Source organism: Roseibium sp. JB4-4, assembly GCF_055693425.1.
Genome location: NZ_CM146333.1, coordinates 2,835,766 through 2,848,343, shown reverse-complemented (window position 1 = coordinate 2,848,343; position 12,578 = coordinate 2,835,766). Strand labels below are relative to the sequence as shown.

General features: G+C 55.3%; 11 protein-coding genes and 2 pseudogenes. 7 read left to right on the top strand and 6 right to left on the bottom strand.

The genetic code is table 11. From position 1 onward, the window contains the following. Positions 1-91: 91 nt before the first annotated feature. Positions 92-712, bottom strand: a complete 621-nt coding sequence (locus tag ACZ1HV_RS13275) for a glutathione peroxidase (RefSeq protein WP_472718339.1) — start codon at positions 710-712, stop codon at positions 92-94. A gap of 228 nt (positions 713-940) precedes the next feature. Here ACZ1HV_RS13275 and ACZ1HV_RS13270 point away from each other — a divergent pair, with 228 nt between their 5' ends. Both ACZ1HV_RS13270 and ACZ1HV_RS13265 read left to right on the top strand, forming a co-directional pair. Beyond that, complete coding sequence (locus ACZ1HV_RS13270) at positions 941-1,396, top strand: DUF4174 domain-containing protein (protein WP_472718338.1); 456 nt, start codon at positions 941-943, stop codon at positions 1,394-1,396. Between the two features lie 49 nt (positions 1,397-1,445). Continuing rightward, on the top strand, positions 1,446-1,934 hold the full coding sequence (locus tag ACZ1HV_RS13265; RefSeq protein ID WP_472718337.1) for a DUF3429 domain-containing protein: 489 nt from the start codon (positions 1,446-1,448) through the stop codon (positions 1,932-1,934). A 50-nt stretch (positions 1,935-1,984) separates the two neighbouring features. On the opposite strand, the gene ACZ1HV_RS13260 is transcribed toward ACZ1HV_RS13265, so the two are convergent. Further along, on the bottom strand, positions 1,985-2,587 hold the full coding sequence (locus tag ACZ1HV_RS13260) for a TetR/AcrR family transcriptional regulator (protein WP_298985032.1): 603 nt from the start codon (positions 2,585-2,587) through the stop codon (positions 1,985-1,987). A 249-nt stretch (positions 2,588-2,836) separates the two neighbouring features. Between ACZ1HV_RS13260 and ACZ1HV_RS13255 the strand changes: the two genes are divergently transcribed. Then, the gene (locus tag ACZ1HV_RS13255; RefSeq protein WP_472718336.1) at positions 2,837-3,673 is read left to right on the top strand and encodes an SDR family oxidoreductase; all 837 of its coding nucleotides are present in this window, start codon (positions 2,837-2,839) and stop codon (positions 3,671-3,673) included. Positions 3,674-3,780: 107 nt separating this feature from the next. Here ACZ1HV_RS13255 and ACZ1HV_RS13250 read toward each other — a convergent pair whose 3' ends face one another. Continuing rightward, complete coding sequence (locus tag ACZ1HV_RS13250; protein WP_298818975.1) at positions 3,781-4,419, bottom strand: 2-hydroxychromene-2-carboxylate isomerase; 639 nt, start codon at positions 4,417-4,419, stop codon at positions 3,781-3,783. A gap of 351 nt (positions 4,420-4,770) precedes the next feature. Here ACZ1HV_RS13250 and ACZ1HV_RS13245 point away from each other — a divergent pair, with 351 nt between their 5' ends. Beyond that, complete coding sequence (locus tag ACZ1HV_RS13245; protein WP_472718335.1) at positions 4,771-5,337, top strand: hemerythrin domain-containing protein; 567 nt, start codon at positions 4,771-4,773, stop codon at positions 5,335-5,337. Between the two features lie 83 nt (positions 5,338-5,420). Here the strand turns inward: ACZ1HV_RS13245 and ACZ1HV_RS13240 are convergent. Then, positions 5,421-7,318: pseudogene (locus ACZ1HV_RS13240) on the bottom strand (PhoX family protein). Between the two features lie 382 nt (positions 7,319-7,700). Here ACZ1HV_RS13240 and ACZ1HV_RS13235 point away from each other — a divergent pair. Then, on the top strand, positions 7,701-8,534 hold the full coding sequence (locus tag ACZ1HV_RS13235; RefSeq protein WP_472718334.1) for a hypothetical protein: 834 nt from the start codon (positions 7,701-7,703) through the stop codon (positions 8,532-8,534). Between the two features lie 16 nt (positions 8,535-8,550). Here ACZ1HV_RS13235 and ACZ1HV_RS13230 read toward each other — a convergent pair whose 3' ends face one another. Beyond that, on the bottom strand, positions 8,551-9,951 hold the full coding sequence (locus ACZ1HV_RS13230) for an aminotransferase-like domain-containing protein (protein ID WP_472718333.1): 1,401 nt from the start codon (positions 9,949-9,951) through the stop codon (positions 8,551-8,553). A gap of 114 nt (positions 9,952-10,065) precedes the next feature. Here ACZ1HV_RS13230 and ACZ1HV_RS13225 point away from each other — a divergent pair. Both ACZ1HV_RS13225 and ACZ1HV_RS13220 read left to right on the top strand, forming a co-directional pair. Continuing rightward, positions 10,066-10,925: pseudogene (locus ACZ1HV_RS13225) on the top strand (DMT family transporter). 187 nt (positions 10,926-11,112) lie between these two features. Continuing rightward, positions 11,113-11,631 (top strand): redoxin domain-containing protein, encoded by a 519-nt coding sequence (locus ACZ1HV_RS13220; RefSeq protein ID WP_298962200.1) that lies wholly within the window; start codon positions 11,113-11,115, stop codon positions 11,629-11,631. A gap of 52 nt (positions 11,632-11,683) precedes the next feature. On the opposite strand, the gene ACZ1HV_RS13215 is transcribed toward ACZ1HV_RS13220, so the two are convergent. Next, positions 11,684-12,553, bottom strand: a complete 870-nt coding sequence (locus ACZ1HV_RS13215) for a sulfurtransferase (protein WP_472718332.1) — start codon at positions 12,551-12,553, stop codon at positions 11,684-11,686. Positions 12,554-12,578: the final 25 nt, after the last annotated feature.

The window sequence follows — 12,578 nt, the reverse complement described above, 5'->3', positions numbered from 1 at the left end:
TCGTTTCTCCTAAGGTTTGGACTTTCTGTTGGAGAAACCTAGGCTTGGGGCGGTGAGGGGGCGTTGATGTGGCGCAAACTGTGCGCCGGTGTCAGCCTTTTGCCGCGCTGGTCAACAGGCGCTCAATTTCTGAGGTCAGTTTTCCTGACGTTGGCGCGGTCGGTGTTGCAAACCAGGCAACCAGCTTGCCGTTCGAATCAATCAGATACTTGTGGAAGTTCCAGTAAGGCCTCGCGGTGACGCCTAGCTCTTTGGCAGCCCATTGGTAGAAGGGATGAGCATGTTCACCTTTCACAGCCGTTTTCGCAGTCATTGTGAAGGTCGCGCCATATTCAGCCTCGCAATGCTTCGCGATTTCATCGTTGGTGCGCGGTTCCTGACCGCCGAAATCGTTGGACGGAACACCCAGCACAACTAGTCCCTGACCTTCATAGCGCTCGTGAAGCTCTTGCAGGCCCGAGAGTTGGCCGCTGAACCCGCACTCGGTGGCCGTGTTGACAATCAATACGGTCTTTCCGGCAAATTCTTTCAAGGAAAGCGGCTCGCCGAATGCCATTTCGAACGTAAAGTCGTGTGCTGAGTTGATTGGCTTTGCCGAAGCCGCGTGACCGTCAAGCGATGGTGTGAAAACCGTTCCGATCGACACCAGTGCGGCCGTCGTCGTCTTAAAAGCTTTTGTCTTGAGAAAAGCAAGACTGGGACGACGGGTCATTCTTGTCTGGTCCTTGCAAGAGCGGTTGAGGTGTCTATCCGGCGGTTCACGACTAGATGCCTGATTTACGCAGTTCCATTCAACTTGGTTCACGGCCGGTTGCTGTTGACCCGTGAGCAGAAGAATTCAGGAAGATCATCATGGTTCGGAATTCAGGCCTGAAATCCGATTGTCGGCGACATGCGTAGGGGTCTTTGAACTTGAAGACAGATTAACCGGAACGGACATATGCCCAATAGCAGCTGGAATGGCATTCGAACGGCCCTTGCCGTTGTGGCCGCAACATTTATTCCGTCACAGGCTAGCAAAGCAGAGGTTCCGGAAGCCTGGGCCTGGAAGCACCGTGTGATCGTTGTATTCGCGCCGCATCCTGAAGACGCAGATCTGATTGCGCAGCGCCGCGCATTTGCACGCATTCAGGAAGGATTTGAAGAGCGGCATCTGGTCTTGGTGGAAATCGTTTCCGGGACAGCAAACACTGTGATTGGACCTGACCTCAATGTTTCCGGATCTGGCGTGAGGAACTATGCGCGCAAGACCGATGAGCAATTTGAAGTCGTGCTCTTCGGAAAAGACACCGGTCTCAAACTGCGCTCTACCAAGCCTGTGTCAGCGAATGCAATCTTCGCACTGATCGACAAGATGCCGATGCGGCGCGATGAAATGCGTCGCCAGGCGAATTGAGACATTGCGCTTCTCAAACGTTGCGCCAGGGACCGGGAGAAATTTTCTGATGAAGACAGCTAAAAGCGCAACTGGTCTTACAAACCCGAAAGATCCGGCGACCGTGCCGGTTGCAGCGCGATGGTTAGGCGGAACCGGCGCGATTCCGTTTGCAGGCCTGGCATTTCTTTGTGTGTTCGCACCTGAAAACTGGTCAAATTGGGCTGCTCAAGCGATGGCTTTTTACGGCGCAGTCATTCTGTCTTTTCTCGGAGGCATTCAATGGGGGCTTGCCATAAGTGACGCCAGCTCGACCGACAATCAAGTCACGCGTCTCTCGCTCAGCGTCGTTCCGTCCCTGATTGCCTGGGTCGGGTTGCTGCTGCCCTTGTCAACCGGTTTGCTGGTGATGGTGGCAGCCTTCGCTCTTGTGCTTTACCAGGACGTTTCGGCTTCACGGTCTGGAGACGCACCCTCCTGGTACCCGAAGCTGAGAATGCCATTGAGCCTGGTGGTCATGGCTTCGTTGCTGGTTGGTCTGTTGGGCACGTTGATCTGAGGTTCGACTGTCTCACGGGGACATGCGTTTTGCGCCGGGCGTTGTCCAAGCTATGGATGGGTTTGAAACGTTGACTGGTCATGGGCAATCCCGCGCCAGACCAAGGAAAAAATTCGCTCCACTTCGTCTTTGTCGATGCCCTGGCGGCCCATCGCAACGCGTCGCGCGAGCGTAATCGCCGGCGAAGCAAGTACGGTCTCGATGGTGCGTACACTTGCTTTCACAAGCGTGCCATCGTCGATCCCTTGCTGAATTTCAGCCAGGACTTCGGACATGAGCCGCTTAAGATCTTCATTGTCGCTGGCCTGAATTCGCGTTTCGGTGCTCATCAGCTCAACCATCTGAAAGTCCCGAGGTGCGCGAAAGCCATAGTCGACAAGGGCGAACCACATGGCCCGCAAACGATCGGCTGTTTCCTGGTGTTGTGCAGCAGCCGACATCATCGCGTCATGTATGTCGCGTTTGACGTCGAGGAAAACCGCAAACAGCAGCTCGTCCTTGCTTCGGTGATACCTGTAAATCGTCCCGACGCTCAGACCGGCCCGCGCAGCAATCTTGTTGACGGAAACGGCTGTCGAGCCGATTGCCGCCACCTCGTCAACGGTTGCCTTTCGCAAATCCTGAGGTTTGTCACCTGTCTTTGGTCGCGCCAAATGTGTCTCCTGAAACTCACTATCCCCCTACTTACCAATCCGGATCGATTTGCACCATGGATTGATTTTGCCGGTCCATATTGACAATGAGTAATTGCTCATTAATTAAAGGTGCTACTGGCGCACATGCTGCAAGCCCTGCATCCGCAACGGACCAATGGATGCTTTCACTCGCGGCTCTCGCGGCATGATCTGAAGATGTTTTGGTCTTGTGCGTCGAATGCCCGTCACTTTTCAGGAACACCTGCCATGTCCAAAGTCATTCTCATCACCGGCACATCCACGGGTCTGGGTGTCGAAATCGCCGTACAGGCTGCCAAGGCGGGTCACACGGTCTACGCCACGATGCGCAACCTTTCCAAGCAGTCGACCCTCGATGCCGCAGCTGAAGATGCCGCCGTGTCGCTGCAGGTGCTGCAGCTGGATGTCCAGGAAAGTGCAAGCGTCAACGCCGCCGTCGATCATGTGATAGCTGCCGAGGGGCGGATAGACACACTGATCAACAATGCCGGTGCCGGATACGTGCGCACCACGGAACAGGCGAGCGAAGAAGAAATCAACTGGGTGATGGACGTCAACTTCATGGGCGTCGTCCGATGCACCAAAGCGGTCATCCCGCATATGCGCAAAGCGCGCAAAGGACACGTCGTTACTGTTTCCTCGGTTGGCGGCCTGGTCGGTCAGCCGTTCAATGAGATCTATTGCGCTGCCAAATTCGCGGTCGAAGGATTTACGGAAGCTTTGGCCAGCTACGTGTCGCCGAATTTTGGCATCGATTTCACAACAGTAGAGCCTGGTGGAATCCAGTCCGAATTCGCGGCCAATATTATGAAGCAAATCGAGGAAACAGGCGGCATGCTGGAGGATGAATATCTACCCATCCTCCAGAAATACATCGGTAGCGCGCAGGATAGAGCCGCAGGTGGCGACATTTACCAGACAGCGGAAAAAGTCGCGTCAGTGGTCCTTGAGTGTGTCGAGGCAAATGAGCCGCCCATTCGAAAGCGCACGTCCAGTTGGGGGAGGAGTTCACCCGTTTCAAGACGGCAACTGATCCTGACGGACGTAAGCAACAGGCCTCTGTGATTGAAGAACTTTTGAACTGAACGCCCGGGCGAGGGGCCGGACTTCCAACTGACTTTGGCACTCACACCTTACAGATCACCGGTCATCGGGGCCGGCAGAGGTATTCCTTACTTCACGGGTGGATTTGACCAACCGGGAGCCTTGAAAGGTGTATGAAGTGCGCGCTTCACCAGCTCAAGGTGATCTTGCCCGTAAAAGGGGTCGCCATCAACGAAATAGGTCGGTGACCCGAATACGTTTTTCTCCTGTGCCCAACGCGTGTTGGCTTGCAGCCAGGATTGCATTTCCGCTGAACCGGCCTTTGCAAGAAGCGCATCAGCATCATGCCCCAGTGAGGTGGCAAGTGCCTTTAAAGCTGCCAGATCCGAAAGATCCATATCGTCACGCCAATGGGCTTCGAGTAGTCCATGTGCCATGGCATCCGTTTGCTGACCGGTTTCGCCAAGTGCAAGGATCATTCCCGAGGCAAGGCTATAGTCAGCATCATGCCGACTGGGTCGGTAGTTGATGATGGGGACGTTTCGGAACTCGGCCCATCGTTCAATTTCCCGCCCAAAAAAATAGTCGACATGCTGTTGCGTCCGCCCCCGGAACGAGGGCGCTCGCTGTGCATCGATCACTGGTGAAAGCAGAATCGGTCTGTGGATCAATGTGACGGAGTTGTCAGCGCAAATCCGCAGCAGCTCCGCTGAACCGAGATAGGCATAGCCGGAGTGAGCGGAATAGACATATTCGATCGTGGCCATGGGCTGAAAGAAACTCGCTGAATGTGCGTTGTTGGAAACTGCAGAATGCCAACACTCTGGTTGATTTCCGGAAATTGCAAGTCCGGCGAGCTGTTGAACGGCTCACAAGTGCGACAGCATGCGGTTGAATGATCGCTGTCATACAGCGGCAACTTCTCAATCGGTCGCCGGCCTGGGCGCTGATTGCATACCCGCATTGCATCTCAGCAACTGGAATTCCGGCAAAGGCATGCCGACATAAGACCCTTCCGATGTCCCGGAAACAAATGTTCTGTCGCGTTGAAGGCAAATTTGATGGACCGCCTGAAGATGTGGCTTCCGGGTATTGCAGGATGGAGAAAGGAGAAGACGATGACACCGACGTTCAATATGCGCACCAAAGATATGCCCGCAGAAATGCGTCTTCTGCTGGATGATTATCCAAGGGACAGCTGGGAGGCACATCCTGGCTTCAAGGACAAAACCAGGCACTGGCTGGGTGCTCACCAGATGTTCCGCAAGTTGGGGGAGCTGGTGCGCACTGAAACCGAGGTGTACCTCGGCAAAGGACGCTCTTCCGATGACTACGCAGGTCGGTTGTCATATTACGGCAATGCGCTGGTCGCGAACCTCCATGGGCATCACACCTGGGAAGACAGGAGTTATTTCCCGGAGCTCTCCGTTGCCGATCCCCGCTTTGATGCAGGCCTGGAAATCCTGGAAAAGGACCATCACGAACTGGATCGCGTCCTGGATGAGTTTACCGAAACCGCCAACAGGACCATCAAGCTGACCCAGCTGGATGAAGCGCAGGCGCGCGAAGAAGCTGGTCAACTGCACGGTCTTGCCGAAACAATAGAAGCCTTTCTTGTCCGGCATCTGGCGGATGAAGAAGAACTCGCAGTGCCGATCATCTTGCATCATCGGCTGCGCGGATAAGCAGCCACTTGAAAAAGTGGTTCGCCCTTATGAGGCCGGCGCGGCAATGGCCGCGCCGGTTTTTTGCTCGAATCAGTATGGCGTCAGCCGAGTTGGCCGCCGTCATCCCGTGTTACCGCAATGACGGCAGACCGTGGGACACTGTCACCGCCTTCAGGCCAATGCGAGTCACCGCGTTCGCCGGGGTGCTGAATGCCGACGAAAAGCGTTTTACCGTCGCTGGACATTGCCGCACCGGTCACTTCGCATTCCTTCGGGCCAACCAGGAACCGCTTGATCTCGCCAGTTGCGGGATCACCCACAAGCATCTGGTTGTTTCCATGTCCGGCAAAGTCCTCTTCATTGGAGTAATTGCCGTCGGTCTGAATCCACAAAAGACCCTTGGTGTCGAAGAACAGCCCGTCCGGCGAATTAAACATGTTGCCTTCATTGATGTTCACTGATCCGCCATAGGCATCCTGGTGAACGGTCGGGTTGCCTGCCAGCGCAAACAGGTCCCAGGTGAAGCTGTCGCTGGTATGGTTGCTGCCTGCAGGCCACCAGCGGACGATCTGCCCATAGTGGTTTTCCGCACGTGGGTTCGGGCCCATCGCCGGAGTTGGGTCTCCACCCGCATTGGGCTTGATTGCGCGGTTCTTGTTGTTGGTCAGAGCGCAATAGATCTCAGCTTTTTTGGGTTGGCTGCAACCCATTCCGGCCGGTCCATGGTTGTCGCGCCGACAGTAGAACCGGCGGCACGGGCATTGATCACGACCTCGGCAGCCGACGCCATACCAGTCGTTTCTGGCGTCAGCGCCAACCATTGACCGGTGCCGTCGGGATGGAACTTCGCCGCATAAAGTGTTCCTTCAGCCAGCAGATCGGAATTGTCTGCACCTTCGGCATAAACGCCGTCGGAAATGAAACGGTACAGGAACTCGCCGCGTTCATCGTCACCCATGTAAACGACGATGCGCCCGTCTCCATTGACCACGACTTCCGCGTTCTCATGTTTGAACCGGCCCAATGCAGTCCGCTTCTTGGGCGTTGACGCCGGGTCAGATGGGTCGATTTCGACCACCCAACCGGCACGATTGGCTTCGTTCGGGTGTTTGGCAATGTCGAACCGGTCATCGATCTGGGCCCAGCCATAGCCCCAGTCTTCGACGTTGACCCCGTAGCGCTTCTGCGCATCGGTTCGTTCGATATCAGGGTCGGATGAGGAGAAGTAGCCGTTGAAGTTTTCCTCACAGGCAAGATAGGTGCCCCAGGGTGTGCGCCCGTTGCCGCAATTGTTCCATGTGCCCTTGGACAGCGTCCCGGCAGGGTCAGCTTCTGTTTGCATCGAGGCATGACCGGCCGCGGGGCCCGTAATTTCCATTTCGGTCTGCGGTGTGATGCGTCGATTGTATTTGCTGTCCTTGACCAGAGCCCAGCCATTGTCGCTCTTGGCGATTTCGATCACGGAAACGCCGTGGGCCATCATGCCCTTCAGGACATCATCATCCGTTTCCGACTTTCCTTCTGGCCGATTGCCCCAGATGATCTTCCGGTTGGTATATTCGTTGTTGTTGACCAGGACCGATGCGTCGCCGAGCTCGAAAAGCGCCATGCCATCGATATTGTCACCATATGCGCCGGCCTGGCTTTCGCCGTTGCCGCGGGTCGCATGGTCGAATTCGGCAACGCCGGAAAACATCGGGTCACCCCAGCGAATGACCACGTGGCTGGAATAGCCATCTGGCAAGGTGATGTCGTCAAGCGTGTTGGCTGCCACCTGGTTGAAGCCCAGGCGGGAATTCTGTGCCGCGGCCTCTCCGGAGCCAAAGACGGATGTACCGAGCACGAATGATCCGGCGCCAAAAGCCATGACGCCCCCAAGGAACCCACGCCGGGACAGGGCCTCGTCGACCACCTGGTCGAATTCGGTCACTTCCGGCGGCGGATTGATGGCCTCGTCAAATTCGTCGAATGACTGTTCTTGTTCTTCAAATTTTGTCACGATTTTCTCTCCCTCAGTTTGGCTGCGCCGAGCCGTCATGCAACTGCCTGCCAGGAAAATTGCAATCATAGGTAGCGAAGCCGTCGGCCAAAGCCGATGATGGAAGACTAGGCGATCAATTATCGCTCAGCAATCAGGGAACAAAAGAAAATTAGTCGGCTCAATTTCCGCACCTGGTTCCTCAGGCAGGAATTGCGGTGTGCGCGCAATCAAGTCTTTCAAAATGGCGGCTGCGCTGCAGGCGGAGAAGAATTGTGTGATGTAGAAGACAGACAGAACCTCACTGCCACGGCAATTTAGCCTCGCCGGTTCTCAGAGATTTGATGCCGGTCACCACACCGAAAAGGGGCCAAATGCGGGGGCCAATTTAGGGAGAGTGAATGTGGCTGAGTCCTTTTTCCTGCCATACCATTACGTAGATCATCTCACCAGTCCGGGTCTCCAGACCAGCGCGGGTCCTGTCAAGCTGAGCCAGTATCTTTGCAAGGATCGCGGCAATGGCGGCAATGACAGCGCGACCAGTTTTTACAAGAATTTCAGATGGATCAAGGATGCCAGCGGCATCAACCTCAATCAACATGTCGGCGGCAAGGCGATTGATCTTGCGCTGAAGGGTCAGGGAAATGACAAGGCTTTCGTGAAGATCTGGAATTTCATGCTCAAGAACAAGGAGCTGATGGACAAATACAAGGTCGACGTCTGCGGCCGTGCCAAAAAGGACGGCTCCAAGGATGTCGAGCAGACCGGCAAGATCAAGAGAATGTATTTTGACAAGATGTCGGACCGTGCAGCATTGCAGCAGATGGTTCAGGACCGCTTCTTCGGCATGGACTGCATTGGCTTCATCGCCAATTTTCTAATCTACACCGGCGAGTGGGACAAATACCACGGCGTCTCACCAAAGAACTATCCAAAGCACGTCGCCAAGATCAACATTGATGACGTCCACGAAGTGAAGCCACTCGATTTCATGGTCTGGAACGGTCATGTGGCAATTGTCGACTGGGTCTGGAACAAGATAGACGAGAAGAGCGTGCGCATCGACATGTGCCAAAGCTCCAGCGGTGGTCCGCAATGCAATGAATGGGTCATCCTGAAGCAGACCGGCGGTAAGGGCATCAACGGTGGAATGGAGTTCACCATTCTTGGTGGAACACCTGCGCCTCCGGTTCGCGGCAACCTGACGATCTGGCGCCGGGAAGGTTTCTGGTTCTAGGGTCGGCTCGCATAGGTCAGATGACGTTCGCCGTATCGCCGGTCGTTGTCACTTCACCGAGTATCTTCAGGTGCTCGGGTTCCAGCTGGCTGACGTTGAAGCGCATGAAGGAAGACTTGCTCTGCGATGCGCTGAAAACGTTGCCCGGAGCGAAAACAGCCCCTTTTGTCAGAGACACGCGTGCAACGGTTGCAGCGTCAATCTGGTTTGGCAATTCGCACCAGAGATAGAAACCGCCGCGGGGCTTTACCCACGGCTTCAGTCCCAATGCACCAAGTTCATTGGTCATTTGGGCGCGCCGTTGGTCGAGCCTGGTTATCAGGGCTTCCATGTGTTTTCTGTAGCTGCCATCGGTCAAAGCCGTGTGCAGAACTTCGCTCACCATGGGGCTGGGGCCGCCAAAATTGGTCGCAACCTGCAAATCCGTCAGGGCTTCGATCCAGTCCCGTCGAGCTACGATATGGCCGCAACGCAGAGAGGCCGACAGTGTTTTGGAATAACTGCCGATGGTCAGGACACGATTGTGACCGTCGAGAGCCGCGAGGCGTGGAGAAAGCGCCGGTTCAAATTCGGAGAAGATGGAATCTTCCACGATGATGAGATCATGTGTTTCGGCAAGTGACATGACGCGGTGCGCAGTCGCGGCCGAGAGCGTTGCCCCTGTCGGATTGTGAAGCGCTGAGTTGGTAAGATATAGCCGCGGGCGCTTGTCTTTCAGGGTGTCCTCCAGCGCAGCAAGATCAGGGCCCTTTGGCGTATAAGGCACACTGACGATCTTGATTTGGTGGGCCCTCAGAAGGGCATGAAAATTGAAGTAACAGGGGTCGTCGACCAGAACCGTGTCCCCTGGACTGAGCAAGAACCTGCACACCAGATCCAGAGCTTGCGATCCTGAGTTTGTCAAAAGAATACAGTCCGGATCCACGTCGTTACTCTGATCGTGAAGCTTGCGGGCAATAAGATGTCGCAAGTTTCGGTGCCCCTGAGCGCTGCCGTAGTCAGTCAGTACGGTGTTATTCGCGCGGGCGACCTGGCGCATGGCACGGCGCAGTGCATCGACCGGCATCCAGTCGCTTGGCAGCCAGCCGCACCCGGGCTTGGTCAGTTCGTTTTCCGTGTCGATCGATTGTCTTGCGACCCAAAGGGAATCAACTTCACGATCCAGCTGCGGACCGGTTTGGGAAACGGCAAAGGGCTGAGCCTTGTCGGCGACAAAAAAACCGGAACTGCGCCGCGCCCAAATGGCACCTTCTGCCGCCAGAACGTCATAAGCCTCCACGACTGTCGACGGAGACATGTTCAAAGTGGAAGCAAGTCCGCGAACGGATGGCAGCTTGTCTCCAGGTCCAAGTGTTCTGGACCGGATCCTGCGGTTGATGTGTTCCACGACAAGATTTCGGCGTGTTGCCTTTGTCACCATCAGCTCCGTTGTATGGCTTAATAAACCAATACAGTTTTTAAGTATTGTATTGATCTGTATCTGCCTTTGCTGATCTAATCCACCTACAAATCCAAAAAAGGATTTGTCGCGATGAACTCTTCATTTTCCGGTTGGGGCAGTGGTTTGCTCGGTGTGCTGATCTTCAGTGGCTCGTTGCCGGCGACGCGAGTGGCCGTGAGTGGTTTCGATCCCTATTTTTTGACAGCTGCGCGGGCAGTGCTTGCCGCCGTTCTGGCGTGTCTCCTGCTTGGACTGATGAAGCAACGGCGGCCGTCTGTTGCTGATCTGAAGTCGCTTGCGATCGTTGCAATCGGTGTGGTCATCGGCTTCCCGCTTTTGACAGCCCTTGCGCTTGAGCACATCACTGCGGCGCATTCCATCGTGTTCATTGGTTTGTTGCCTTTGACGACGGCCGCGTTCGGGGTGATACGGGGTGGTGAACGACCCGCACCCCTGTTTTGGTTTTTTCGATCCTGGGCAGCGCGGCAGTCGTTGGATTTGCCTTGGCCCGGAGTTCAGATACCTCTCTGACCGGTGATGTATTCATGCTTGCCGCGATTGTCGCGTGTGGCTTGGGCTATGCCGAAGGCGCACAACTTTCGCGCCGGCTGGGTGGCTGGCAGGTGATATCCTGGGCCTTGATCCTGTCACTTCCCTTCATGGCAGGTCTGGCGGCGGTCACGTATCCGCAGTCCTTCGCAGATCTGGGGCTGCCGGTTTGGCTGAGCCTTGGCTACGTGTCTGTCTTTTCAATGCTTGTCGGTTTCGTTTTCTGGTACAGGGGCCTGGCAATCGGAGGCACTGCGGGCGTTGGGCAACTGCAGCTATTGCAGCCTTTTTTCGGCCTGATCCTGGCTGCCGTATTGTTGGCAGAACCTATCGCCCCCTCCATGATCGCGGTTACGATACTGGTTGTCATCTGTGTCGCGGGTGCGAAACGGTTCGCATGACGGGTCCGGCCGATATGTCAGAACCCAAAAACTGAAAACCTGCCTTCCAGGCAGCTCAACGCATATTGAACATGCACGCGACACTTTCTGATGTCGTCTTTGCTATCTTGCAGATGCGAATCGGCTGTCCCTGCGGCCATTCGGCTATCGTTAAGTCTCGGTTCAATCTTCAAACAAAGGGCAACAAATGTCTTCTCCAAAACCACGTGTGGGCGAACGTCTCGAGGAAATGAGCTTTCCGGTGCTCGGGCGTGAAGGTTCGATCACCGTCGGGCAACCCAAAGACCGTTGGACCATGTTGTTTGTTTATCGCGGCAAGCATTGCCCGCGCTGCAAGCGATTCTTGAACAAGTTGAACGCTGCATTGGATAACTGGACCAATGTTTTGGACGTTGTGGTTGTTTCGGCCGACAGCGAAGACAAAGCGCGGGCTGACCAGCAGGAATTCGGCTGGAATTTCGAGCTTTGCTACGGAATGAGCGAGGCGCAGATGCGCTCACTTGGCCTTTATGTTTCAGAGCCTCTCTCGGAAGCTGAAACTGACAAGCTCTTTGCTGAACCCGGCAGTTTCGGGATACGACCGGACGGCACGTTGATGCTGGTGGATATTTCCAACGGGCCGGCGGCGCGGCCGGATCTGGAAGAACTTCTCGACGGAATGAAGTTCAACATCGAAAACAACCGCCCGGTTCGTGGAACCGCGTAGCCTTCGATCACAGCACTGAAGATTTCATCCATCTACCAGTGACCTGGCCAACCTATTGGATTTGCTCAACGGGCCTGGCCGGGTCCTGTTTCCACGCTGAAAAGGATCCATCAAACAAACGTGCCTCGCTTCCAAGTTCGGTCAATCCAAGCAGAGTGACGGTTGCGGCATAGCCGGATCCGCAAGTCGCGATAACTGGAAGGTCTCGCCATTGAGGCGATTTTTCATCAAACACGTTCGACAAGGCGCCGCGGTTCAGAAAAAGGCCGGTCTCGCTGTCCAGGAGTTCTGAAAACGGGATGTTCAATGAACCTGGAATATGTCCGGTGCGCGGGTCCTCTGCTTTCCCGGCAAACCCGGCGAAGCCACGTGCGTCAATGACGCAGGATTTTTGGTGGCTTTCGATGAAGTCTTCTAGGCTTGTGCGCAAATCGCTTTTTTGAACAGGTTCAAAGTCGCCTTGTGACGTATCTGGTTTGTCGGTTGCCACAGGTTTCTGCAACGTGGTCCAACGGGTCCAGCCTCCATTGAGCACACGGACATTTTCAAAACCCCAATACCGCATTGCCCACCAAATGCGGCCTGCGAGCATATGGTTGTAGTTGTCGTAGAGAACGACGAGGTCAGTCGCATTGATGCCAAGGGCCTTGAACGCGCTTCGGGCTGCATCCCGACCCGCGACAGATGCAAGAGGAAGAGCTTCGCTCTGATCGATGAATTGGCTGGTCCAGTCGAGAAAGGCTGCACCGGGAATGTGGCCTTGTTCATAATCCTCCGGCAACGCCCTGGCCGGGCTGCTCCAGGTTCCGCGCACGTCGAACAGTTTGAGACCCGGTTGCTTCAAAAGAAGTTCAAGTTCTTCGGTTGAGATAAGCGGTGAACCCCGCGCAATAATGTCTCTCTGAAGGTCGGTTGGTGACATGGCGAGGCTCCTTAATCTGGTAGTG

What these genes read in the sequence shown, in the direction of transcription:
- ACZ1HV_RS13275 (WP_472718339.1), bottom strand. Translation starts at nt 712, where the DNA reads ATGACCCGTCGTCCCAGTCTTGCTTTTCTCAAGACAAAAGCTTTTAAG.
- ACZ1HV_RS13270 (WP_472718338.1), top strand. Translation starts at nt 941, where the DNA reads ATGCCCAATAGCAGCTGGAATGGCATTCGAACGGCCCTTGCCGTTGTG.
- ACZ1HV_RS13265 (WP_472718337.1), top strand. Translation starts at nt 1,446, where the DNA reads ATGAAGACAGCTAAAAGCGCAACTGGTCTTACAAACCCGAAAGATCCG.
- ACZ1HV_RS13255 (WP_472718336.1), top strand. Translation starts at nt 2,837, where the DNA reads ATGTCCAAAGTCATTCTCATCACCGGCACATCCACGGGTCTGGGTGTC.
- ACZ1HV_RS13250 (WP_298818975.1), bottom strand. Translation starts at nt 4,419, where the DNA reads ATGGCCACGATCGAATATGTCTATTCCGCTCACTCCGGCTATGCCTAT.
- ACZ1HV_RS13245 (WP_472718335.1), top strand. Translation starts at nt 4,771, where the DNA reads ATGACACCGACGTTCAATATGCGCACCAAAGATATGCCCGCAGAAATG.
- ACZ1HV_RS13220 (WP_298962200.1), top strand. Translation starts at nt 11,113, where the DNA reads ATGTCTTCTCCAAAACCACGTGTGGGCGAACGTCTCGAGGAAATGAGC.
- ACZ1HV_RS13215 (WP_472718332.1), bottom strand. Translation starts at nt 12,553, where the DNA reads ATGTCACCAACCGACCTTCAGAGAGACATTATTGCGCGGGGTTCACCG.